General features: G+C 72.5%; 20 protein-coding genes. 11 read left to right on the top strand and 9 right to left on the bottom strand.

The window, feature by feature from the left end:
* Window positions 1-112: 112 nt before the first annotated feature.
* Window positions 113-640, bottom strand: coding sequence for an ATP-binding protein (locus ACIG5E_RS07005; protein WP_396532084.1), 528 nt, complete (start codon window positions 638-640; stop codon window positions 113-115).
* Window positions 641-1,211: 571 nt separating this feature from the next.
* Between ACIG5E_RS07005 and ureA the strand changes: the two genes are divergently transcribed.
* The 4 genes from ureA to ACIG5E_RS06985 all read left to right on the top strand — a co-directional run bounded on the left by ureA (window position 1,212) and on the right by ACIG5E_RS06985 (window position 5,478).
* Window positions 1,212-1,922, top strand: a complete 711-nt coding sequence (ureA, locus tag ACIG5E_RS07000) for an urease subunit gamma (protein WP_396532082.1) — start codon at window positions 1,212-1,214, stop codon at window positions 1,920-1,922.
* 79 nt (window positions 1,923-2,001) lie between these two features.
* Window positions 2,002-3,723 (top strand): urease subunit alpha, encoded by a 1,722-nt coding sequence (locus tag ACIG5E_RS06995; RefSeq protein ID WP_396532081.1) that lies wholly within the window; start codon window positions 2,002-2,004, stop codon window positions 3,721-3,723.
* A gap of 27 nt (window positions 3,724-3,750) precedes the next feature.
* On the top strand, window positions 3,751-4,794 hold the full coding sequence (locus ACIG5E_RS06990; protein ID WP_396532079.1) for an agmatine/peptidylarginine deiminase: 1,044 nt from the start codon (window positions 3,751-3,753) through the stop codon (window positions 4,792-4,794).
* 84 nt (window positions 4,795-4,878) lie between these two features.
* Window positions 4,879-5,478 (top strand): TetR/AcrR family transcriptional regulator, encoded by a 600-nt coding sequence (locus tag ACIG5E_RS06985; protein WP_396532078.1) that lies wholly within the window; start codon window positions 4,879-4,881, stop codon window positions 5,476-5,478.
* Window positions 5,479-5,525: 47 nt separating this feature from the next.
* Here the strand turns inward: ACIG5E_RS06985 and ACIG5E_RS06980 are convergent, their stop codons facing one another.
* Window positions 5,526-7,055 carry a hypothetical protein gene (locus tag ACIG5E_RS06980; protein WP_396532077.1) on the bottom strand — a complete coding sequence of 510 codons (1,530 nt, stop codon included), beginning with the start codon at window positions 7,053-7,055 and terminating at the stop codon, window positions 5,526-5,528.
* Window positions 7,056-7,382: 327 nt separating this feature from the next.
* Between ACIG5E_RS06980 and ACIG5E_RS06975 the strand changes: the two genes are divergently transcribed.
* From ACIG5E_RS06975 to pth, 4 genes are all read left to right on the top strand, one after another.
* On the top strand, window positions 7,383-7,901 hold the full coding sequence (locus tag ACIG5E_RS06975; protein WP_396532075.1) for a hypothetical protein: 519 nt from the start codon (window positions 7,383-7,385) through the stop codon (window positions 7,899-7,901).
* A gap of 102 nt (window positions 7,902-8,003) precedes the next feature.
* A complete protein-coding gene (locus ACIG5E_RS06970) occupies window positions 8,004-8,666 on the top strand; it encodes a DUF3105 domain-containing protein (RefSeq protein ID WP_396532073.1) in 663 nt (220 codons plus the stop codon).
* A 98-nt stretch (window positions 8,667-8,764) separates the two neighbouring features.
* Window positions 8,765-9,397 (top strand): DUF305 domain-containing protein, encoded by a 633-nt coding sequence (locus tag ACIG5E_RS06965; RefSeq protein WP_396532277.1) that lies wholly within the window; start codon window positions 8,765-8,767, stop codon window positions 9,395-9,397.
* Between the two features lie 122 nt (window positions 9,398-9,519).
* Complete coding sequence (gene pth, locus ACIG5E_RS06960; RefSeq protein ID WP_396532071.1) at window positions 9,520-10,101, top strand: aminoacyl-tRNA hydrolase; 582 nt, start codon at window positions 9,520-9,522, stop codon at window positions 10,099-10,101.
* Here the strand turns inward: pth and ACIG5E_RS06955 are convergent.
* A complete protein-coding gene (locus tag ACIG5E_RS06955) occupies window positions 10,091-11,548 on the bottom strand; it encodes an MFS transporter (RefSeq protein ID WP_396532070.1) in 1,458 nt (485 codons plus the stop codon). The two genes, pth and ACIG5E_RS06955, sit on opposite strands and share 11 nt — an antisense overlap.
* 144 nt (window positions 11,549-11,692) lie before the next feature.
* Between ACIG5E_RS06955 and ACIG5E_RS06950 the strand changes: the two genes are divergently transcribed.
* Together ACIG5E_RS06950 and ACIG5E_RS06945 are read left to right on the top strand one after the other, a co-directional pair.
* Window positions 11,693-12,208 (top strand): MarR family winged helix-turn-helix transcriptional regulator, encoded by a 516-nt coding sequence (locus ACIG5E_RS06950; RefSeq protein ID WP_396532068.1) that lies wholly within the window; start codon window positions 11,693-11,695, stop codon window positions 12,206-12,208.
* A gap of 43 nt (window positions 12,209-12,251) precedes the next feature.
* Window positions 12,252-12,761, top strand: coding sequence for a GNAT family N-acetyltransferase (locus ACIG5E_RS06945; RefSeq protein ID WP_396532066.1), 510 nt, complete (start codon window positions 12,252-12,254; stop codon window positions 12,759-12,761).
* Window positions 12,762-12,813: 52 nt separating this feature from the next.
* Here the strand turns inward: ACIG5E_RS06945 and ACIG5E_RS06940 are convergent, their stop codons facing one another.
* From ACIG5E_RS06940 to ACIG5E_RS06915, 6 genes are all read right to left on the bottom strand, one after another.
* Window positions 12,814-13,323, bottom strand: a complete 510-nt coding sequence (locus ACIG5E_RS06940; RefSeq protein ID WP_396532064.1) for a methylated-DNA--[protein]-cysteine S-methyltransferase — start codon at window positions 13,321-13,323, stop codon at window positions 12,814-12,816.
* Window positions 13,320-14,903: a DNA-3-methyladenine glycosylase 2 family protein gene (locus ACIG5E_RS06935; RefSeq protein ID WP_396532062.1), complete on the bottom strand. Its 1,584-nt coding sequence runs from the start codon at window positions 14,901-14,903 to the stop codon at window positions 13,320-13,322. Before ACIG5E_RS06935 ends, ACIG5E_RS06940 begins: the two co-directional genes overlap by 4 nt.
* A 264-nt stretch (window positions 14,904-15,167) precedes the next feature.
* On the bottom strand, window positions 15,168-16,325 hold the full coding sequence (gene rsgA / locus ACIG5E_RS06930) for a ribosome small subunit-dependent GTPase A (RefSeq protein WP_396532060.1): 1,158 nt from the start codon (window positions 16,323-16,325) through the stop codon (window positions 15,168-15,170).
* A gap of 612 nt (window positions 16,326-16,937) precedes the next feature.
* Window positions 16,938-17,477 (bottom strand): hypothetical protein, encoded by a 540-nt coding sequence (locus ACIG5E_RS06925; protein WP_396532059.1) that lies wholly within the window; start codon window positions 17,475-17,477, stop codon window positions 16,938-16,940.
* A complete protein-coding gene (locus ACIG5E_RS06920; RefSeq protein WP_396532057.1) occupies window positions 17,455-17,775 on the bottom strand; it encodes a hypothetical protein in 321 nt (106 codons plus the stop codon). The genes ACIG5E_RS06925 and ACIG5E_RS06920 overlap by 23 nt, the downstream gene beginning before the upstream one ends.
* Window positions 17,776-18,520: 745 nt before the next feature.
* Window positions 18,521-19,582 (bottom strand): cytochrome c oxidase assembly protein, encoded by a 1,062-nt coding sequence (locus ACIG5E_RS06915; protein WP_396532055.1) that lies wholly within the window; start codon window positions 19,580-19,582, stop codon window positions 18,521-18,523.
* 302 nt (window positions 19,583-19,884) lie between these two features.
* Between ACIG5E_RS06915 and ACIG5E_RS06910 the strand changes: the two genes are divergently transcribed.
* Window positions 19,885-21,642, top strand: coding sequence for an FtsW/RodA/SpoVE family cell cycle protein (locus tag ACIG5E_RS06910; RefSeq protein WP_396532054.1), 1,758 nt, complete (start codon window positions 19,885-19,887; stop codon window positions 21,640-21,642).
* Window positions 21,643-21,698: the final 56 nt, after the last annotated feature.

Here is a 21,698-nt window from a genome sequence, read left to right as displayed (position 1 = left end):
CGAGAACGGATCAATCGACGACGAACAATCGTGTGGGCGCGCGGTGCGGCGGTGCGCCGTAAGGGGGCGCGCGGTGCGGGTACGCGGTGCGGTTGCGCGGTGCGGGTCGCGCCTACGGCAGGGCGAGCTCGAACCAGGTGACCTTGCCGTCGCCCCGCAGCTGCACGCCCCAGGAGTCCGCGAGCGCCTCCACCAGCAGCAGGCCCCTGCCCGAGGTCGCGTACTCGGCCTCCGGATCGCGCCGGCGCCCGGGCAGCCGGCTCGCGCCGTCCTGCACCTCGACCCGCAGCCGGCTGTCCGAGCCGAGCACCGCGTCGAAGACCGCGCCCTTGGTGGTGTGCAGCAGTGCGTTGGTGACCAGCTCGGAGGAGAGCAGCTCGGCGGTGTCGGACAGCTCCGGCACCCCCCAGTGGCTCAGCGCCGTGCGCAGCCGGTGCCGTACCGCGCCCACCGCGACCAGGTCGGCCGGGTCGAGCATCAGGTGCAGCCGGCGGTGCAGCGCGCACCCCGGGGCCGACGCACCCGGCAGGGTCGTCCCGGTGCCGGTTCCGGTGCCGTTGACCGGGCCCTGGGCCGCCCCGGACCGGTAGGCGTCGCCCGAACTCGTCCGCTGCCGCGGGAATCGCGACTGACCGTCCATCACCACATGCCCCCGCCTTCGAATCCGGGCCCCCGCCTCCGGATCCCCCGCCGGCCGGGTGGCCCCCTCGTTCTGACCACCCATCCTCATGCCCAGTTGACGACGTTTGCAACAGTGTGCGTCCGATCACGTGGGGTGAAAGGGGCACGGGGAGGTTCACGTGATCCAACTGCCCGCGCCGGACAGGTTTGCGAAGCGCAGAGGCTGTTTTCGAGCCCGCCCCCTCCCGATCCCGCGCACACCCGGCGCCTGTACGGAAGGTGCGCGGGCCGCGCGCCCCACCTCTGCCACCACCGCGCGCCGACCTCCACACCCGCCCCCGCGGAGCGCCGCGCGCCCGCCCGTTCTCCGCCACCTCGCCCCTGCCACGCCCCTGCCTCGCCCCCTTCTCGCCCCTGCCTCACCCCCGCCGCCCGTCCGACAAGCCGAACCCCCGCGGAGCGGCAACGCTGGACACGACGCCCCGGTGCGGGTTCAATGACCCAAGATGTTTGAACGTCGTTCTAACATCACCCCCGGAAGCCCCGGCCCCCGAGCCGACCCCCTCCCCGGCGACCGCGAGCGAGGAACCGTGCGACTGACCCCCACCGAGCGGGACCGGCTGCTGATCTTCACAGCAGCCGAACTGGCCCGCACCCGCCGAGCCCGGGGCGTGCGCCTCAACATCCCCGAGGCGACCGCCCTGATCGCGGACACCGTCTGCGAGGCCGCCCGTGACGGCCTGCGCCTGGCCGAGGCCATCGAGGCCGGCCGCTCCGTGCTGACCGCCGACGACGTGCTGCCCGGGGTACCGGACGTGGTCACCGTCGTCCAGGTCGAGGCCGTCTTCGACGACGGCACCCGCCTCGCCGTCGTCAACGACCCCTTCAAGGGCGCCGGCTCGCTCGGCGACGAGGCCCCCGGCGGCGCGCTGATCGGCGACGGCGCGGGCTACGACCCGATCGAGGAGACGCAGCTCATCCCCGTCCACAACACGTCCGCGGTGCCGATCTCGGTCACCTCGCACTTCCACTTCTTCGAGGCCAACCCGCGCCTGGCCTTCGACCGCGCCGCCGCCTACGGCACCCACCTGGCCGTCCCGGCCGGCTCCTCGGTGCGCTTCGACCCCGGCGCCACCGTCGAGGTCGGCCTGGTCCCGATCGGCGGCGACCGGGTCGCGATCGGCTTCGCCGGGCTCGTGGACGGCCCGCTGGACGCGCCCGGCGCGAAGGAAGCCGCCCTCGAGAAGGCCCGCGCGACCGGCTACCTGACCAGCTTCGACGACTCGGAGGTGCCCTCGTGAACGAGCGGAACGAGCGGAACGAGCAATGGAACAGAGCCTCCACGAGGTCGTGGTCCGCCGAGCGCAGCGAGGTGGGGGCATGACCGCGATCTCCCCGCACGACTACATCTCCGTCCACGGCCCGCGCGCCGGCGACCGCATCCGCCTCGGCGACAGCGGACTGATCGTCCGCGTCGAATCCGACTCCCAGGCGCCCGGCGACGAGTTCCTGGCCGGCTTCGGCAAGACCGCCCGCGACGGCCTGCACCTCAAGCCCGCCGCCGTCCGCGACACCTGCGACGTGGTGATCAGCAACGTCCTGGTGATCGACGCGATCCAGGGCATCCGCAAGACGTCCATCGGCCTGATCGGCGGCCGGATCGCCTCGATCGGCCGGGCCGGCAACCCGGACACCCTGGACGGCGTGGACGTGGTCGTCGGCACCGGCACCACGATCGTCTCCGGCGAGGGCCTGATCGCCACCGCCGGCGCCGTCGACACCCACGTCCACCTGCTCTCGCCGCGGATCATGGAGGCTTCGCTCGCCTCCGGCGTCACCACGATCATCGGCCAGGAGTTCGGCCCGGTCTGGGGCGTCGGCGTCAACTCGCCCTGGGCGCTGCGGCACGCCTTCAACGCCTTCGACGCCTGGCCCGTCAACATCGGCTTCCTGGGCCGCGGTTCGTCCTCCGACGAGGCCCCGCTGATCGAGGCGCTGGCCGAGGGCGGCGCCTCCGGCTTCAAGGTGCACGAGGACATGGGCGCGCACACCCGCGCGCTGGACACCGCGCTGCGGGTCGCCGAGGAGTACGACGTCCAAGTCGCCCTGCACACCGACGGGTTGAACGAGTGCCTGTCGGTCGAGGACACCCTTCGCGTCCTGGAGGGCCGGACCATCCACGCCTTCCACATCGAGGGCTGCGGCGGCGGGCACGTCCCCAACGTGCTCAAGATGGCGGGCGTGCCGAACGTCATCGGCTCCTCCACCAACCCCACCCTGCCGTTCGGCCGCGACGCCCTCGGCGAGCACTTCGACATGATCGTCTCCGCGCACGACCTCAAGGTCGACCTGCCCGGCGACGCCGCCATGGCCCGCGACCGCATCCGGGCCGGCACCATGGGCGCCGAGGACGTGCTGCACGACCTCGGGGTCATCGGCATCACCTCCTCCGACGCCCAGGGCATGGGCCGGGCCGGCGAGACCGTGCGCCGCACCTTCGCCATGGCCGGCAAGATGAAGGCCGAACTCGGCCCGCTCGACGGCACCGGCTCCTACGGGACCACCGAGAGCGGCGACGACAACGAGCGCGTGCTGCGCTACATCGCCAAGCTCACCATCAACCCGGCCATCGCCCACGGCCTCTCCCACGAGGTCGGCTCGATCGAGGTCGGCAAGCTCGCCGACATCGTGCTGTGGCGCGCGGACCACTTCGGTGCCAAGCCGCAGCTCGTCCTCAAGTCCGGCTTCCCCGCGTACGGCGTGGTCGGCGACCCCAACGCCTCCACCGACCGCTGCGAACCGCTCGTCCTGGGACCGCAGTTCGGCGCCCATGGCGCGACCGCCGCCGACATCTCGGTGGCCTTCGTCGCCCAGGCCGCCGCCGACGCCGCCTACCTCGACCGCCCCGCCGACGGACTGCCCACCCGCCGCCGCCGCGTCGGCGTCCGCGGCACCCGCGGCATCGGACCGCGCGACATGGTGCGCAACGCCCGGGTCGGCCACGTCGACGTCACCGAGACCGGGCTGGTCTCCCTGGACGGCTCGCCGCTGCGCTCCGAACCCGCCGACAGCGTCTCCCTCAGCCGCCTCTACTTCCTCTGACCCCCCTGACCCGCTTAGGACCGCGCGATGACGACCCCCACGCCCGCCTCCCTCGGCTACCGGATGCCCGCCGAATGGCACCCCCACGACCGCACCTGGATGGCCTTCCCCACCAGCAACCCCACCTTCGACGGCCCCGAGCAGTTGCACGCCGCCCGCCAGGCCTGGGCCGCCGTCGCCGACACCATCGTCCGGTACGAGCCGGTCACGCTGATCGTCAACACCGGTGAGACCGCCGAGGCCCGCAAGTACGTCTCCGATCAGGTCGAGATCGTCGAACGCCCGCTCAACGACGCCTGGATGCGCGACATCGGCCCGTCCTTCCTGATCGACGGCAAGGGCTCGCTCGCCGCCGCCGACTGGATCTTCAACGGCTGGGGCGCCCAGTCCTGGGCCCGCTGGGACAAGGACCAGCACATCGCCGAGCACATCAGCGAACTGACCGACGTCCAGCGCTTCGCCTCCCGGCTGATCAACGAGGGCGGCGGCATCCACGTCGACGGCGAGGGCACGGTACTCGTCACCGAGACTGTCCAGCTCGGCGAGGGCCGCAACGCCGACTGGACCAAGGAGCAGGTCGAGGCCGAGCTGCACGCCCACCTCGGCACCACCAAGGCCATCTGGCTGCCGCGCGGACTCACCCGCGACTACGACGAGTTCGGCACCCGTGGCCACATCGACATCGTCGCCTCCTTCGTCCGCCCCGGCGTCGTCGTCGCCCACGTACAGCCCGACCCCGCCCACCCGGACCACGCCGTCTGCCAGGAACTGGTCACCCTCCTGCGCGCCTCCACCGACGCCCGGGGCCGGCAGCTGGAGGTCATCGAACTGCCCGCCCCCACCGTCCTGTTCGACGAGGACGGCGAGCCGGTCGACTACTCCTACATCAACCACTACGTCGCCAACGGCGTCGTCGTGCTGTGCGCCTTCGACGACCCCCGCGACCAGGCGGCCGCCGACATCCTCGCCGAGGCCTACCCCGGCCGCACCGTCGAACTCGTCGACGCCCGCGAGATCTTCGCCAACGGCGGCGGCATCCACTGCATCACCCAGCAGCAGCCCCGGGCCTGACGCGCCCGGTACCGGCGTGGGGGCGCCCTCCCCACTCCGGTACCGTTCCCTCCCCGCACTCCCTTCTCAGGAAGCAGCCCCACCATGGCCGACCCCCGCCCGCGCCGACCGGCGCGCCCCCGCGAGGAGGTCTTCGCCACCGCCCGGGCCGCCATCGCCGAACACGGGCTCGCCAAACTCACCATGGCCGGCCTCGGCAAACAGCTCCAGATGAGCGCCGGACACCTGCTCTACTACTTCGGCAGCAAGGACCAGCTCCTGCTGGAGACCCTCCGCTGGAGCGAGGACCAACTCGGCGCCCGCCGCCGCGAAGCCCTCACCGACCCCACCCTCGACCCCTGGCAGCGCCTCGACGCCTACCTGCGTCTCTACCTGCCCGAAGGCCCCGGCGACCCGCGCTGGATCCTCTGGGTCGAGGTCTGGGGCCGCTCCCCCGCCAGCGCCGAACTCCGCCAGGGCCAACAGGAGATCGAAGCCCCCTGGCAGGCCGACCTGGTCACCCTCATCGAACAGGGCACCACCACCGGCCACTTCACCCCCGGCCCCGCCCCCGCCCGCGCCGCTCAACTCCGCGCCCTCCTCGACGGCCTGGCCGTCCCCATCGCCATCGGCCTCCCCGACACCCACCCCCCCACCGCCCTCACCCACGCCACCTCGGTCGCCACGGTTTTGCTCCGCACCTGAGCCCGCCCCAGAAGTCGGGTGGGCCGACTTCTGGTGCGGGCGCCTGCTTACTCGGTCCAGATTGCGGCGGCGGTGCGGTCGTCGGCGTAGCCCTTGGCGCGGACTTGCACCTGGCGGAGGAAGTCGACGGTGCCCGGGGGGTGGGGGTGGGCCCAGTGGGCGGAGAGGAAGTGGGCGACGGCGGGCTCGTCGGCGATCGGGTGGGACAGACCCGGGGTGCAGAGCAGCAGGATGTCGCCCGGGGTGGCGGGGACGAGGCGGAAGCGGAACGGGCGCGGGTCCGGTACCGGAGCCTCCGGGACGGGCGGCTGGCCGTCCGGGTGGTGGAGCAGCCGGGCCGCGTAGGCGTCGATCCAGTGGCCGGAGCGCAGCAGGTAGAGCCCGCCGGGGCCGACGCCGAAGGCGGCTCGGTAGCCCGCCGCCGGGTCCAGCGACACCAGCAGGCAGTGCAGCGAGGCCGGGGACGGGGTGTCGTCCCCCTCCTCCCGGGGTGCCAGCGCGCGCAGCGGGGCTGCGGCGCCGGTGGCCAGGCGCTGGAGGCCGTAGCGCAGGCGGTCCCGGGCACCGTCGCGCAGGTCGGCGGCCAGGCCGGCCCGGCTGCGCCCGATCGCGGCGGCGAGTTGGCGGCAGGCCTCGCTGGTTCCGGCGGCGACGGCCTGCGCGGTGAGCGACTCGTCCTCCGCGCCGCCCGTACGGTCGTAGCCCGCGAGGACGGCGAGCAGCAGCCCGTCGGGGCCGTCGCCGAACCTGGTCACCAGCAGGCTGTCCCGGCGCGGCTCGCCCCGGTAGCGGGCGGAGTCGCCCCGGACGGAGACGGCCCGGAGCACGGTCGACCCGTACTGGGCGCCCTCCAGCGCGGTGTCCGGTACGACGGTGTCGAGTGTTCCCGGGTCGGCCTCGGGTACGACCGTCGGCTCGGGCCCGTACGTCGGGGGGCGCTCGCCGACGTGCGGGACGGTGGGACCGCTGTCGGTGCGTGGGGCACGGATCGCCAGGCGCGGGTCGGGGATGGGGGCGGACGGCTCCGGGTCGGGCTGCGGCGCGTGGTCGGGTTCGGGTTCGGGGGTCGGTTCCTTGACCGCGAGGGGTTCCGGGGCGGGGACGGCTTCCGGCTCCGGTGCCGGCTCCGGTGCCGGCTCCACAGAGGGTTCGGGCTCGGGCGTTGGGGCGGACTTCTCCAGGGAGACCGGGGTGGGCGGCACCTCCGGCTCCGGTTCCGGCTCCCGAGCCTCCGCCGCCGGCGCATCGGCGGCGGTCTCGGTCGAGCTGCGCTGGCGTCCGATGCCGCCGCTCCCCTCGATCACGCCGATCGCGGTGTCGAACCAGTCGTCGATGCTGTCCCGCGCCGCCACGGGTTCGGCCGCAGGCTCCGCAACCGGCTCCGGCTCCGGCTCCGGCTCCGCCGTCCGCTGCTGCCCGATCAGCCCCGCCGCCGTGTCGAACCAGTCGTCGACGCTGCCGTCGCCCGGGTCGGCGTGCGGGGTGTCGGGGAGGGTGCCCGCCGGGCCGTCATAGACGGTGTCCCACCAGCCGTCGTCGGGCCGGGGCGGCTGTGCGGGTGCACCCTGCTTGCTCATCTGGCGGCTCCTGATCGGTCCGTGGTCGCGCCGCCCCCGGCGGGGCCGGACTGGCGTCATTGTCTCCAAGTGCAACGACCCTGTCCGGGTTTCGGCGACAACCGGTCACCGATCGGATCATCCCGGCCACCGCGTTCACCTGGTGCTTCGCCGGCGCCGGGGCGGCGAGGTGGTAGGGCTGACACCACCGCTTCCGTTTCCGTTCCGTCCGGGCTTGCCGGGTGTGCCCCGAGCAGGGCGTTTCCTGGACATTGCGGCGCGTTGGCAGCCGAAAATGAGGGCCGATGAGGGGCATCGCTTCACCCGTTCGGCTGATTAAATGTGCGCATGACCGCGTCGGCCCCGAGCTCACCCCGACCGGGGAGGGCCGCATCGGCGGGCCGCCCGGCGGGTGCGCTGTTGGTCCTGATGCTGGTCGCCCTGTTGACCGCGCTGCCGTGTACGGGCCTGGCGAAGGCGGACGCGTCCGCCCGTCCGGGGCCGGGCCCGGTGAGCGCCGTCTCGGTGGTCAGTGCGGCGGAGGCCACCGCGCAGACCCCGCTCGCCCGTGACGCCGCGCGCGACGCCGCCCAGGCGTCCGACGGCCACCACCGGTTCGCGGAGCAGCAGGACCACTGGATCCTGTGCACCGCCGACGGCCAGCCGCCGCGCGACAACGGCTGCTCCAGCCACCCGTTCTGCCCGCAGGACGCCCAGCTGCCGAACCCGCCGCCGCATCCGCAGCCCGCCGCGTGGCCGCTCGTCTCCCCCGCGCCCGAGGCGCTGCCCCGGGTGGTGCCCGCGGGCCTGCTGGACGGCCCGCACCCAGCCCCTGATCTGCACGAACTCCAGGTCCATCGGTCCTGAGCGGAACCCACCGCCGACGCTCCCCGTCGGCGGGTCCACTCCTCCCCCTCTTCAGCCGACCGCCGCCACCAGCCGTGCGCGGCGGGGACAAGGACAACCATCATGGGTTCCGCCTCGAAGCAGTCGAACAAGCCCGGCGGCAAGGGCGACGTCGACCGCCGCACCCGGATAGCCGAGCTGCGCGCCGCCGAGCAGCGCCGCGACCGCCGCAACAAGGTGATCGCCTCGGTGGCCGCCGGCGTGCTGGTGATCGGCGCGATCGCCACCGGCACCTGGCTCGTCATGGACCAGAACCAGAAGAAGAAGGACCGCGAGGCCGCCGCCAGCGCGGACATCCCGGGCGTGAAGACCTTCGGCGACCTGAGCCGCAACCACGTCAAGGAGAAGGTCAACTACCCGATGACCCCGCCGGTCGGCGGCGACCACAACGCGGTCTGGCTGGACTGCATGGGCCACGTCTACGACAAGCCGGTCGAGAACGAGCGCGCCGTCCACTCGCTGGAGCACGGCGCGGTCTGGGTGACGTACAACGGCAAGGCCACGGCGGATGACATCAAGACCCTCTCCGACAAGGTCAAGGCCACCCCGTACTCGCTGATGAGCCCGTACCCGGACGAGCAGGGCACCATCACCCTGAACGCCTGGAGCACCCAGCTGATCGTGGACAGCGCCAGCGACCCGCGGGTCAACCAGTTCTTCACCAAGTACGTCCAGGGCAAGCAGACCCAGGAGCCGGGCGCCTCCTGCAGCATGGGGGAGATGTGACCGCCGACGGGACCGGCCCCGAGGAGGTCGCGGCAGGCGGCGCGGCGGCGGAGACCGGCGCACCGGAGGAGACGCCCGCCCGTCCCGGCCGCCGCCGGATGTGGTGGCCGGCCGCGCTGGCCGCCGTGGTGGCGCTGGCGCTCGGGGTGCCGGCCCTGGTGGCCGGCGGGACCTCGGCCTCCGGTTCGGCCTCGATAGCCGTGCCCGCGGACGACTCGCCCGAGGCCGGGTTCGCCCGCGACATGGCGACCCACCACCAGCAGGCGGTGGACCTGTCGTTCATCGTCCGGGACCGCACGAGCGACGAGCCGACCCGCACCCTCGCCTTCGACATCATCAACACCCAGGCCAACCAGCGCGGGATGATGACGGGCTGGCTCGACCAGTGGGGGCTGTCGCAGCACTCGACCGCCAAGCCGATGGCGTGGATGAAGATGGACCACGACTACCAGGCGCACGACGGTTCGCTGATGCCCGGCATGGCCACCAACGCCCAGCTGGCGAAGCTGCGCATGCTCAGCGGGCGGGACGCCGAGGTGTACTACCTGCAGCTGATGATCGAGCACCACAAGGGCGGCGTCGAGATGGCCCAGGGCTACGTCGACATGGCGAAGAACGACGTCGAGAAGCGGCTCGCCCAGTCGATGGTGGTCGCCCAGACGTCCGAGCTGGAGCTGATGACCGACATGCTCAAGGAGCGCGGCGCCGCCCCCGGCGTGCCCGCGTCCTGACACCCGCAGTCCCTTTCCTTCCCCTCGTTCCCCCCGGACGGCCGGGGCGCGACGGGCGGTCCCGCGACCGCCCGCAGCGCGCCCCGGCCGTCCGTCGTCCGCACCCCTTGGAGCACCCCCGCATGACCACCGACGCGCCCTGGCTGATCGCCGGACTCGGCAACCCCGGCCCCTGGTTCCGGCTGACCCGGCACAACGCGGGCTTCCTGACCGTGGACCGGCTGGCCGAGCGGCACGGCGCCCGGTTCCGCCGGCGCGGGATCGGCGCCGTGGTCGCCGAGATCGAGGTGGACGGCCGCCGGGTGCTGCTGGCCAAGCCGCAGTGGTTCATCAACCTGTCCGGCCGCCCGGTGGCCGCCCTGCTGCGCCGGTACGGGGTGCCGGTCGAGCACCTGGTGGTCGTCCAGGACGACCTGGATTTCGCCTACGGCACCGGCAAGTTGAAGCGCGGCGGCGGCCCGGGCGGGCACAACGGGGTGCGGTCGGTGGGCGAGGTGCTCGGCACCCGGGACTTCGTCCGGCTGCGCTTCGGCATCGGGCGCCCGCCGAAGGGGCAGAGCGTCGGCGACTACGTGCTGAAGAAGTTCTCGGACGAGGAACTGGCCGCGATGCCGGCGGTGTCGGACCGCTGCGCGGACGCCCTGGAGACGCTGGTGCGGCTCGGCCTGAACCGGGCCCAGGACGCCCTGAACGTCAGCGCGTAGCCGCCGCCGGACGGGCCCGGGCGGTGGCGGGGCGGGTCAGCACCACGGCCGCCACCGCGACCGCCGCGAGGGCGACCAGCACCGTCCGCCCACCGGACGCCGCGCCCGCCAGGTGGACACCGAGCACGGACAGCGCCATGCCGAGCGCGGTGCCGAGGCTGCGCGCCATGTTCACCATGCCGCCGCCGACGGCCGAGCACTCCGCCGGGATCGCCCGCATCACCAGGGCGTTGTTGGCGGGCAGCAGCAGGCCCAGCCCGTACCCGGCGACCAGCAGCGGGGCCGCCACGGCGGCGGCCGAGACCGGCAGCACGGCGAACAGCAGCAGTCCGGCGGCGGTGAGGCCCGCACCGAAGCGGCACCGGGTGACGTCCGACCAGCCCCGGGGCAGCAGCCCGCCGCCGACCGTCGCGGCGACGGCGAACGCGGCGGGCAGCAGGGTGACCACCAGCCCGGCGGCCGCCGTCGACACGCCGGCGCCGGTGAGCAGCACCGGACCCAGCACGAGCGGGCAGAACAGCAGCAGGTAGCCGATCAGCGCGACCACCAGTCCGGACCGCACGCCCGGGGTGTTGACCAGCCCGGGCGCCAGGATCGGCCGGGCCGCCCGTCGCTCCTGGCGCACCAGCGCCACGGCGAGGACGGCGGCGGCCGGCAGCAGGACGGCGACGGCCCAGCCGGGCAGCGGCAGACCGGAGGCGGTGGACAGGGCGAGCAGCAGCGCGGTGGTCGCGCCGGTGAGCAGCAGCATGCCGGGCAGGTCGAAGCGGGGCTCGCGCGGCTCCCGGCCACGCGGCTTCGGGACCGGCGTCGGTGTGCAGGTCCGGGTGCGGGGCAGCAGGTACCAGCCGGCCACGATGCCGAACACGGCGATCGGCACGTTCACCCAGAACACCCACCGCCACGACGCGTGCTCCACCAGCAGCCCGCCCAGGCTGGGCCCGAGTGCCAGCCCGAGGCCCTGGGCGGCGGCCTGGATGCCGAGCGCGCGCCGCATCGCGTGCTCGGGGACGCCGCGTGCGACCAGGGCGACGCTGTTGGCCTGCATCATCGCGGCGCCGACGGCCTGCACGGCGCGGCAGCCGACCAGGATCCACAGGGCGTCGGCGAACCCGGCGCCGAGCGAGGACAGGCCGAAGACGGCGAAGCCTCCGATGTACATGGTCTTGCGGCCGACCAGGTCGGACAGCCAGCCGATCGGGGCCAGCAGGGCGACCAGGACGAGCAGGTAGGCGAGGGCGACCCACTCGACGGCGGCGAAGCCCGCGTCGAAGTGGCGGCCGAGGGCGGGGAAGACCAGGGCGATGACGCTGGCGTCGAGCTGGCCGAGGAAGGCTCCGAGGCACACTGTGCCGACGGCCAGCCAGTGGGCGTGGCGCCAGCCGGCAATGCCGCGGGGCCGGGGCCGCTCGGTGAGCAGGCGCGCGGCAAGGGCGGTGGCGTTCATGCCCCAAATATATCGGATGCCGATATGTTCTCTCTACGATTTGCTCGTGCTGCGACACGAAGGATCTCGCGGTGCGTCCACCCCGCGTCCGAGAGACGGACTGCGCCCCGGGAAGGCCCCGTACCAGGCGATACGCTGTCCGCCATGCCGTCGTCACCACACGTTCCCGAATCCGCCACCGAAAGCCCCGACCCGGCGGTCGAGCACGCCCGGCGGCTGACCGACACCGTCACCCGGCTGCGCCGCGCGCTGCGCAGCAGCATCCGGACCGACTACCCGTGGGAGTCCCTGCCGATGGCGCAGGTCGAACTCCTCCAGACCCTCGCCGCCGCCCCGCTGCGGGTCGGCGAACTCGCCGCCCGCCAGCGGCTCGCCCCCAACACCGTCAGCGGGCTGGTCGGCAAACTGCTGGAAGCCGGTTTCGTCGACCGCCAGGCCGACCCCGGCGACCGGCGCACCGCCCGGATCGCGCTCACCCCGGCCGGGCGCCGCCAGCTGGACGACTGGCAGCACGCCCACGAACGCCGGATCGCCACCGCCCTCGGCACCCTCGACCCGGCCGACCGCGAGGCCGTCGTCCACGCGCTGCCCGCACTCGAACAGCTCGCCCGCGCCCTCGCCCAGCCGGGAACCCTCACCGAGGGGCCTTCGGCCGGCTGAAATGGGTGGCCGCCCGGACGCGGCGGCCGCTAGCGTCCCCGGCATGACCGACATCGAGGTACAGATCGAGCCCTGGACGGACGCCGACCTCGCGCTGCTGCGCCGGGTGAACACCCCGGAGATGAAGAAGCACGTCGGCGGACCGGAGACGGAGGAGCAGCTGCTCGTCCGGCACGGCCGCTACCTGGACTTCGTCCCCTCCGGCCTGGGCTGCATGTACCGGATCGTGCTGCTGCCCGAGGGCGAGGCGGTCGGCACGGTCGGCTACGGCACCCGCACCTGGGCGGGCGAGACCGTGCACGAGATGGGGTGGAACGTTCTGCCCGGGCACCAGGGGAAGGGCATCGCGGTGACCGCCACCCGGGCCGCCGTCGCGGCCGCCCGGCGCGAGGCCGCGCACCGCTTCCTGCACGCCTTCCCCTCGGTGGACAACCCCGCCTCCAACGCGGTGTGCGCGAAGGCCGGGTTCACGCTGCTCGGCGAGACGGAGTTCGAGTTCCCGCCCGGGCGGTTCATGCGCAGCAACAACTGGCGGGTGGACCTGCGGGGCTGACGCGCTTCGGAAGGGCCTGCCCGGAGCAGCGTGTTCACCCGGAGCAGCGTGTTCAGAAGAGCGTGCCGCTCTCCAGCTCCAGCAGCCACCGCTTGCGGTCCACGCCCGCCGCGAAGCCGGTGAGCGAGCCGTTGGCGCCGAGCACCCGGTGGCAGGGGCGCACGATCAGCAGCGGGTTGGCGCCCACCGCGCCGCCGACCGCCCGGACCATCTGCGGCGACTGGCCGGCCAGCTCGGCGAGTTGGCCGTACGTGACGGTCGTGCCGTACGGGACCTCGTCCAGCGCGGCCCAGATCCGGCGGCGGAACTCGGTGCCCTCGGGGGCGAGCGGCAGGTCGAAGGTGGTGCGCTCGCCGGCGAAGTAGGCGGTCAGCTGGGCGACCGGCTCGGCGAGGGCCTCGGGGTCGAACTCCCAGCCGTCGGCGGGCTCGGCCAGCGCGTACTTCTGTCCGGGCACGGTGACGGTGGCCAGGGCCGCAGCGCCGCCGTCCTCGGGCAGCACGCCGCTGAGCAGCAGGCGGCCGAAGGGGCTCTCCATGGTGGTGTAGACGGTGGTGCTCATGCCGGGTCGTTCTCCGTTCCGGTGCTGGTGCTGGTGCTGGTGCTGATGTCGGTTCCGGTGCTGGTTCCGGCGCTTGGGGCGGTGCTCGCGGCGGTGCTCGCTGGGCCGGCCCACAGCCGGTGGACGGCGTAGGAGCGCCACGGGGCCCAGGCCTCGGCGGCGAGGGCGGCGGCCTTTGGGTCACCGGGGGAGCCGAGCCGGATCAGGCCGTGCTTGACGCCGATGTCACTCGGGAGGAAGACGTCCGGGTCGGCGAGGGCGCGCATCCGCAGGTAGCCGACCGTCCACGGGCCGATGCCGGGCAGGGCCAGCAGCTGGGCGGCGGCCTCCTCCCGGTCCACCCCGCCGTCCAGGCGCACCACGCCCTCGGCCAGCGCTGCGCACAGGCCGGTGAGCGCGCGGCGGCGGGCCGCGGGCATCGCGAAGTCCTCGGGGTCGGCGGTGGCCAGGGCCGCCGCCGAGGGGAAGAGCAGCCGCAGGCCGCCGTTCGGCTCGGGCAGCGCGGTGCCGTACTTCTCGGCGAGCCGGCCCGCCAGGGTGCGGGCGGCGCCGACGGTGATCTGCTGGCCGAGCACGGCGCGGACGGCGAGCTCGTGCGGCTCCACGTGGCCGGGCGAGCGCAGACCGGGGCGCTCGCGGACCAGCGGGCCGAGCACCGGGTCGGCGCCGAGCTGCTCGTCAACGGCGTCGGGGTCGGCATCCAGGTCGAAGAGGATGCGCAGGCGCTGGACGGCGGTCGGCAGGTCGCGCAGGTCGGCGAGCAGCAGGCGGCAGTCGAGCCAGCCGCGGGTGCGCGGGTCCTCCGGGGCGAGGCCGTCGACCTCGGCGATGCCGTGCCCGTACGGGAGCGCGAGGGTGCGCCGGTAGGTGCGCACGCCTGGACGCGCGCCGGGCACGACCTCCTCCACGCCGGGGACGGCGCGCAGCTCCAGGAAGTCGATCAGGTGGTCACTGTCGATCGCGCCGCGGTAGGCCAGGCGCAGGGTGAGGCCACCGGCCGGGGTCGCGGTGCGGCGGCCCGCCACGACCTCCGCGCGCAGGCCGCTGGGGGTGCGGTCATAGACCTCGCGGACGGTGTCGTTGAACTGGCGGACGGAGGCGAAGCCGGCCGCGAACGCGATGTCCGTGACGGGCAGCTCGGTGGTCTGCAGGAGCAGCCGGGCGGTCTGGGCGCGGCGGGCCCGGGCCAGCGCGATCGGGCCGGCGCCGAGCTCGGCGATGAGCTGGCGCTGCAGCTGCCGGGCGCTGTAGCCGAGCCGGCCGGCCAGGCCCGCGACGCCCTCGCGGTCCACCACGCCGTCGCCGATCAGGCGCATCGCGCGGCCGACCAGGTCGGCGCGGTGGTTCCACTCCGGGGAGCCGGGCACGGAGTCCGGGCGGCAGCGGCGACAGGCCCGGAAGCCGGCGCCCTGGGCGGCCGCGGCGCTGGGGTAGAAGCGGCAGTTGGCCCGCTTGGGGGTCACGGCGGGGCAGCTCGGTCGGCAGTAGATGCCGGTGGAGGTGACGGCCGTGAAGAAGACCCCGTCGAAGCGGGAGTCTCGGCTGTCCACGGCTCGGTACCGGATGTCGTCGTCGATCACGTTGTCCAGTCTGCGACACCGGGCGCGGGGGTGACTGGCGGGAATCGGACATCACCGTTCGGGGGCCCTCGGCTGTCCCCCCGTCGCCGCTCCGGCACCGCCGGAGCGCCCACGCACCCCGGCCCGTCCTGCACTGGCCGGCCGCCGGCGGCCGGCCAGTGCAGGTGGCCAACCGCAGGTGGCCGGCCCAGGTGGTCAGTGCGAGTGTTCAGCCCCGGCCGGGCCCGGCCGACGCCCAGCCCCTGGGCCAGGGAGCACATCCGCTCAACGCTTCACCGGACCTCCCGCCGCACGCATCGACTTCGTGATCGCCTTCCACTTGTTCAGCCGGGCCTTGGCCACCCGGGCATCCGAGCGGGAGGCGATCCACTCGTTCTCGCGCTGGAGCTTGAGGTAGCTGTCCATCCGGCGCTGCGGCAGCGTGCCGTCGGCCAGCGCCGCCCGCACCGCACACCCGGGCTCGGTGTGGTGGTTGCAGTCGTGGAAGCGACACTCCTCGGCCAGTTCGGCAATGTCGGCGAAGGCCAGGTCCACCCCCTCGCCACCGTAGAGGCCGACCTCGCGCAGCCCGGGGGTGTCGATCAGGACGCCCCCGCCGGGCAGCGCTATCAGTTCGCGGGTGGTCGTGGTGTGGCGGCCCTTCTGGTCGACCTCGCGGGCCTGCTGGACGGTCATCACATCGGCGCCGACCAGCGCGTTGGTGAGGGTGGACTTGCCCACGCCGGACTGGCCGATCAGTACGGCGGTGCCGGGGGCGCAGGCGCGGAGCACGTCGATGCCCTCGCCGGTCTCGGCGCTGACCACCAGCACGGTGACGCCGGGGGCGACCGCTTCGACATCGGCCCGGATGAAGTCGGCGTCGTCCACCAGATCGGCCTTGGTGAGGACGACCAGGGGTTCGGCGCCGGACTCCCAGGCCAGGGCGAGGAAGCGCTCGATCCGCCCGAGGTCGGGATCGGCCGCGAGCGAGGCGGCGATCAGGACGGTGTCGACGTTGGCCGCCAGCACCTGGCCGTCGGAGCGCTTGCCGGCCACCTTGCGGATGATCGCGGTGGAGCGCGGCAGCAGTGCGGAGATGGCGGCCATCGGCTGGGCGTGCAGGTCGACGGCGGCCCAGTCGCCCGTGCACGGGCAGTTGATCATGTCGGCGTCGCCCACCCGCCGCGTGTCGAGCCGGACGGTGCGCAGCTCGCCCGTCTCCGGGTCGGCGAGGACGGCGTCGCACTGGCCGCGGTCGACCCGGACGATCCGGGCCGGGAGCAGCCCGGCTTCGGCGAGCGGGGCGAAGAGCTCGTCGAGCTCGGGCGACCAGCCGTAGCCGGCCAGCGGGGAGTTCTCGGTGGAGTTCTCGGTGAGGCTGTCGCTGGAGAAGGAGTTGGAGAAGGAAGAAGAGAACGACGGAACGGAGGCAGCGTTGAACAACGCAGTGGCCCTTCGGGAGGAGATGGCCCCGGCGGGCTACGGCTGGTGCGGAAGGCTCAGCCGGCGGCCGGGAAAAGGAGATGAACGCGCGTGCTGCCCAGGGCAGCTATCGGGGCGACAACGACCACGGGTGTTCACCTCCTGCTCTCTACTCCTCGGGCGGCCCAACGGCCCCCGAACCTGACGCGTCACACGCTAGCGGAGCGCTCGACGACGGCCAACCTATTTTTGACCTGCAGGATGAACCACGGATTCTGGGCGTCCTTCCAGTCCCCCCAGCCCACAAAAGTGCAGGTCAGCGCGTTGCGCTCCGGACGGGCAGATGGGGTCTGTGGCACGGGTGTGACACCGGTCCGGGGGTCAAGTGCGTGACGCCCACAGATAGGGGACAAGCCGCACCACGGGTTCGCCCAGCTCGTCGCGGGGGCTGACTACCGCTGCGTCTCCAGCGGGCCGCAGGCATGCAGCCGCCGGATGCCGTGGACATGAGAAAGCCCCCGAAGGGGGCCCAGGATTTGACCACAACTTGGCGCGACGTCAGGAGTTTGACTCGCACAGCGTGGAGTGGGCTACGTGAGAGCGAATGGTGATGTTTGCCCACACCAACCGCTACTAGGGGATCCCTGCTTGTGTTGCGGCAATATGGGTCCACAGCCCGAACTGATCACCAGTGAGGTCCTGCAGCATGGTGTAGTTCCCGCTGTCATCGAGTTCGCCCGATGCAGCCCCTCGCGTATCCGCGCTGTAGAAGAAGAGCCGGCGACTGGTGGGCGCGATGTGGGTCCATTCTCCGAACCCGTCACCGCTGAGGTCTTGGAGCATGGTGAAGTTGCCACTGCTATCGATCCTGCCCGATGCGGCCCCTCGGGTGCCTTCGTTGTAGAAGAAGAGCACCGAAGGATCTCCTTCGAAGACGATGTGGGTCCATTCTCCGAACCCGTCACCGCTAAGGTCCTGCAGGGTGATGCAGTTACCATTGTCATCGAGTTCGCCCGATGCAGCCCCCTGCGAGTTTGCGCTGTAGAAGAAGAACAGCGGAAGGGAGTCGCCGCCAGCGAAGACGATGTGGGTCCATTCTCCGAACCCGTCGCCGCTGAGGTCCTGCAGCATGGCGTAGTTACCACTGCTATCAAGCTTGCCCGATGCAGCCACCTCGCGAGTTTGCGCTGTAGAAGAAGATCAGGGAACCGTTGGGGACGACCTGAGTCCAATCGCCGAACCCGTCGCTGCTGAGATCTTGCAGCATGGTGAAATTACCACTGTCATCGAGCCTGCCCGATGCAGCCCCCCGGGTGCCTTCGTTGTAGAAGAAGAGCTGGCTGTCGCCAGGCACAATGTGGGTCCACTGCCCGAACCCGTCACCGCTGAGGTCTTGCAGCACGGTGAAGTTGCCACTGCTGTCGAGCCTGCCGGATGCGGCTGCTCTCGTTTGTTCATTGTAGAAGAACATGTCATTCCTTCAGGAGAGTCCGTAGTTTCCGTGGAAGCTCCACGCATATATCGGCCTACCATCACGCGCGAGGAAGACTTGGACTGAGGCAGCGATAGAATTACCGGCAGGCCGTCTTATGGAGCCGGTAGTCATGAGCGAGCTACCCTGTTCCATCGTCCACTTTCAGTCTGCGATTGCTGCACCTGGTTCGCCACTGGAGAGCGGACTTCGCCCCCTCAATTAGTGGCGCCGTAGGTCGGTCGACTCACTACTGGGCGTAGCTATCGCTTCCCAGCCCGGACGCTGATCGTCATTTGCTCAGCTCAAGCCAGCCGGGACCGAGGGCCAGGCTCGCGCGAAGCCGTAACACTCGGTTTCTTTATGGCTAATTTTGCTACCCAGTGCACCGAGCACCCCCACAGGGTGCCGGGGGCAGAACTGCTGCACGTGCGGCATGGCGAGCGAGGTAAGGAGACGGGCGGGAGCCGGCCCGACGTGCCGAACTGTTTGTGCCTTTCGCCCTTTCTCTGCGCACCCATCTTTTCCTCGGCAGGCGTAAGGCTAGGGCACCAGAGGATTTCCGCACTCTTGTAGTGCTATCTCGGCCATGTCCAAGTTGTCTTGGGCGCCCTGTACGACTTTGTCTGCGGCGTCGTATGCCGCCCGGGCCGCCGGAATAAGTTCTTGGTTAGGGGTTCTCTGCCTCTACCTCTTGGAGGTGCTTGGCCGCCACTGCAACAGCGCTACTGAAGCCGGACCCCGGCTACCCGCCGTACCGGTGCTTGAGGTTCGGGTCGTCCAGCCACCAGGGCCGCATGCCCGTTTCCTCCTCCTCCGGCAGCCCCTCCGCCCGGGCCTGCGCGGCCTGCGCCTCGAAGCGGGCGTCCAGCTCGGCGTCCACGGCCTTGATCTCCTCGCGCCCCTGCACCACCATCCGCCGCACCAGCGCGGCCAGGAACGGCAGCCCGACGAGGTCGCCCAGCACCCAGAAGGCGTTGCCGCCCCAGGTCTGGTCCTGGGCCAGGCTCGGCCCCCAGGGCCGCCCGAGCGCGACGTAGTAGTGCTCGGCGACGAGGTGGCCGCCGTAGATCAGCACGATCCCCAGCCCGGCGTCGAAGATCACCTCGGCGAAGGTGATGAACAGCCCGACCAGGTGGGGGTACTCGTGCCCGACCGGGTCGAGCTGCAGCCGCGGCCAGAAGTAGGCGAGGCCCAGCAGCACCAGCGCCAGGTGCAGCACCACGTTCCCGAACCCGCTGGAGAGCGACCACTCGTACCAGGGCGTGAAGTAGAGCAGCCACGGCGGCGCCATCAGCAGCGCCGTGGAGACCGCCGGGAACATCAGCACCTTGGACGGCCGGCTGCGCAGCACCCGCAGGATCCGCTCCCGCCGGTGCTCCGGCGAGGACTCGACCAGCAGCGAGACGGGCGCGCCGAGCGCGAGCAGCAGCGGGACGACCATGAGCAGCAGCACGACCTGCACGGCCCGGTCGGTGAAGAGGACGCGCTCGTACACACCGAGGCCGGAGCAGGTGCACCAGATCCACAGCAGCAGCCCGCCGAGGAAGGCCGCGGTGCGGGTGGGCTGCCAACGTTCGCCGTCGCCGCGGTGGACGGTGCGCACCGCGGTCAGGTACCAGCCGCCGAGCAGCACCGACAGGGCGAGCACCAGCGGTTCGAGGGTCCAGGAGGTGGCCAGGTCGGACCACTGCCACGCGGGCGGTCCGCTGTAGGCCAGCGCGTGGGCCGCGCCACCGTGGCCGAGCGCCCGGACGGTGCCCCCGTGGCCGAGCGCCTGGGCCGCGACATCCACCGCGCCGTTCATCCGTCCGCCCACCTCATCCGCACCCGCCACCCGGGGTCGCCGGGGTGGCGCCGGGAGTCGCCGGGCAGGGGCCGCGACGCCCGGCCATGATGGCCCTCCCGCCCCGGCCCACCGCACCCGGGGCCCACCTCTATACCCGGGCCTGACCAAAGCTTTGCCAAAGCCCGACAAAGCTTTGCCGAGGCAAAGTTCTGCCCTTGCCGGGACCGGAGGCGCAACCGGCGCGGGGCCACGTTCGTCTGGCAGGATGCACCGTCGGCGCGATACCGGCCACGTGGGTGACTACAAGGGGACGACAAGAGGTGCAAAGCACTGCACGCGGCGAGGGCCGCCGGCTGGCCGCGCGCCACCGCAACATCGAGCTGGGCCTGCTGGCGCTCGCGGTGGCCGTCTGTCTGGCCGGACACATCGACGCCTCGCTGGCGCTGACCGGCAAGCTGCCGCCCGGGCTGCTGGTCCACGGCCTGTCCCTGGGGGCGCTGGTCGCGGTGGCCCACCTGGCGGTGCGCCGGTTCGCGCCGTACGCGGACCCGCTGATCCTGCCGCTGGGCGTCTTCCTGACCGGCTTCGGGCTGATGCTGCTGGACCGGCTGGACTTCAGCTACAAGGCCGCGCACTCCGGCAAGGGTGACTACCAGAAGCTCCCCGCCGCGCCCTCACAGCTGATGTGGGTGTTCATCTCGGTGGCTGCGGCGATCGCACTGATCGTCTTCGTCAAGCACCACCGCTTCTTCCAGCGGTACGTCTACCTGATGATGGCGGGCGCGCTGGTCCTGCTGACCGCGCCGGTGTTCTCGCCGACCGACAGCTTCGGCGCCAAGCGGTGGATCAAGCTCCCCGGGCTGCCGTCCTTCGAGCCGGACGAGTTCGTGAAGGTCGCGATCACGATCTTCTTCGCGGGCTACCTGATGGCCAACCGGGACGCCCTGGCACTGGCCGGGCGGAAGGTCTGGGGGATGACCCTGCCGCGCGGCCGGCACGCCGGCCCGGTGCTGGCGATCTGGGCGATCAGCCTGCTGGTGCTGATCTTCGAGCGCGACCTCGGCACCTCGCTGATCTTCTTCGGCCTCTTCATCGTGATGCTGTACGTGGCGACCGAGCGCACCAGCTGGGTGGTGCTCGGCCTGATCATGGCGGTCGGCGGCGCGACGGTGGTCGGCACCCTGGAACCGCACGTGCACGGCCGCGTCGAGGCCTGGCTGCACCCCCTCGACTACTACAAGGACGTGCACGACCCGGCGATCTCCGAACAGCCCGCCGAGGCCCTGTTCAGCCTCGGCACTGGACACATGACCGGGACGGGCCTGGGCTCGGGCCGGCCGTGGCTGATCGGCTTCGCCGGGCGCAGCGACTTCATCTTCACCACCATCGGCGAGGAGCTGGGCCTCGCCGGGGTGACCGCCGTCCTGCTGGTGTACGTGCTGCTGATCCAGCGCGGCCTGCGCACCGCGATCGGCCTGACCGACCCGTTCGGCAAGCTGCTGGCCGCCGGGCTGTCGGCGGCGCTCGCGCTGCAGATCTTCGTGGTGGTCGGCGGCGTGAGCGGACTGGTCCCGCTGACCGGGAAGGCGCTGCCGTTCCTGGCGGCCGGTGGTTCCTCACTGCTGGCGAACTGGCTGATGGTCGCGCTGCTGATCAAGCTGAGCGACTCCTCGGGTCGCACCGCCCTGGACCCGGTCCAGCCGACCCCCGAGCCGCTCCCCGCGCAGGCCGGCCCGGGCGACCGCTCGGCGGCCACCGACCCGGCCTCGCCGAGCCCGAACCCGAGCCCGACCCCGCACCCGAGCCCGGGCCAGACCCTGGGCGGCGCGGGCCGGCCCCTGGCGCCGGGACCCGACCCGACGGCGCAGACCACCGCTGGCCCCGGCCTCGCGGACCCGGGCGCCGCCACCGAGCTGCGCCCCGCGTTCGGCCACGCCCCCGTCGCGCCGCAGCACCCTGCCGGGCCCCAGTCGTCCGCCCCGCAGGCCTCGTACGGCTACCCGCCGGTTAACGAGCAGCCCACCCACGGCTACGGCCCGCCGCCGCAGTCCCCGTTCCCCTCGAACCCCGCCAGCTGAGACCCCGGACCCGAGAGAACCGCCGAGGACCGCAGACCGTGCAGCCGGCCGGCCGC

Origin of the sequence: Kitasatospora sp. NPDC053057 (genome assembly GCF_044546945.1) — a bacterium.
GTDB lineage: Bacteria > Actinomycetota > Actinomycetes > Streptomycetales > Streptomycetaceae > Kitasatospora.
This window is presented reverse-complemented; position numbering and strand designations above follow the sequence as displayed.

Excerpts from the sequence above, each read along its gene's own strand:
- ACIG5E_RS06975 (WP_396532075.1), top strand. The coding sequence starts at position 7,383 with ATGACCGCGTCGGCCCCGAGCTCACCCCGACCGGGGAGGGCCGCATCG.
- ACIG5E_RS06940 (WP_396532064.1), bottom strand. The coding sequence starts at position 13,323 with ATGAGCACCACCGTCTACACCACCATGGAGAGCCCCTTCGGCCGCCTG.
- ACIG5E_RS06950 (WP_396532068.1), top strand. The coding sequence starts at position 11,693 with ATGCCGTCGTCACCACACGTTCCCGAATCCGCCACCGAAAGCCCCGAC.
- ACIG5E_RS07005 (WP_396532084.1), bottom strand. The coding sequence starts at position 640 with ATGGACGGTCAGTCGCGATTCCCGCGGCAGCGGACGAGTTCGGGCGAC.
- ACIG5E_RS06980 (WP_396532077.1), bottom strand. The coding sequence starts at position 7,055 with ATGAGCAAGCAGGGTGCACCCGCACAGCCGCCCCGGCCCGACGACGGC.
- pth (WP_396532071.1), top strand. The coding sequence starts at position 9,520 with ATGACCACCGACGCGCCCTGGCTGATCGCCGGACTCGGCAACCCCGGC.
- ACIG5E_RS06995 (WP_396532081.1), top strand. The coding sequence starts at position 2,002 with ATGACCGCGATCTCCCCGCACGACTACATCTCCGTCCACGGCCCGCGC.
- ACIG5E_RS06985 (WP_396532078.1), top strand. The coding sequence starts at position 4,879 with ATGGCCGACCCCCGCCCGCGCCGACCGGCGCGCCCCCGCGAGGAGGTC.
- ACIG5E_RS06970 (WP_396532073.1), top strand. The coding sequence starts at position 8,004 with ATGGGTTCCGCCTCGAAGCAGTCGAACAAGCCCGGCGGCAAGGGCGAC.
- ACIG5E_RS06965 (WP_396532277.1), top strand. The coding sequence starts at position 8,765 with ATGTGGTGGCCGGCCGCGCTGGCCGCCGTGGTGGCGCTGGCGCTCGGG.
- ACIG5E_RS06990 (WP_396532079.1), top strand. The coding sequence starts at position 3,751 with ATGACGACCCCCACGCCCGCCTCCCTCGGCTACCGGATGCCCGCCGAA.
- ACIG5E_RS06955 (WP_396532070.1), bottom strand. The coding sequence starts at position 11,548 with ATGAACGCCACCGCCCTTGCCGCGCGCCTGCTCACCGAGCGGCCCCGG.
- ACIG5E_RS06945 (WP_396532066.1), top strand. The coding sequence starts at position 12,252 with ATGACCGACATCGAGGTACAGATCGAGCCCTGGACGGACGCCGACCTC.
- ACIG5E_RS06915 (WP_396532055.1), bottom strand. The coding sequence starts at position 19,582 with ATGAACGGCGCGGTGGATGTCGCGGCCCAGGCGCTCGGCCACGGGGGC.
- ACIG5E_RS06920 (WP_396532057.1), bottom strand. The coding sequence starts at position 17,775 with ATGTTCTTCTACAATGAACAAACGAGAGCAGCCGCATCCGGCAGGCTC.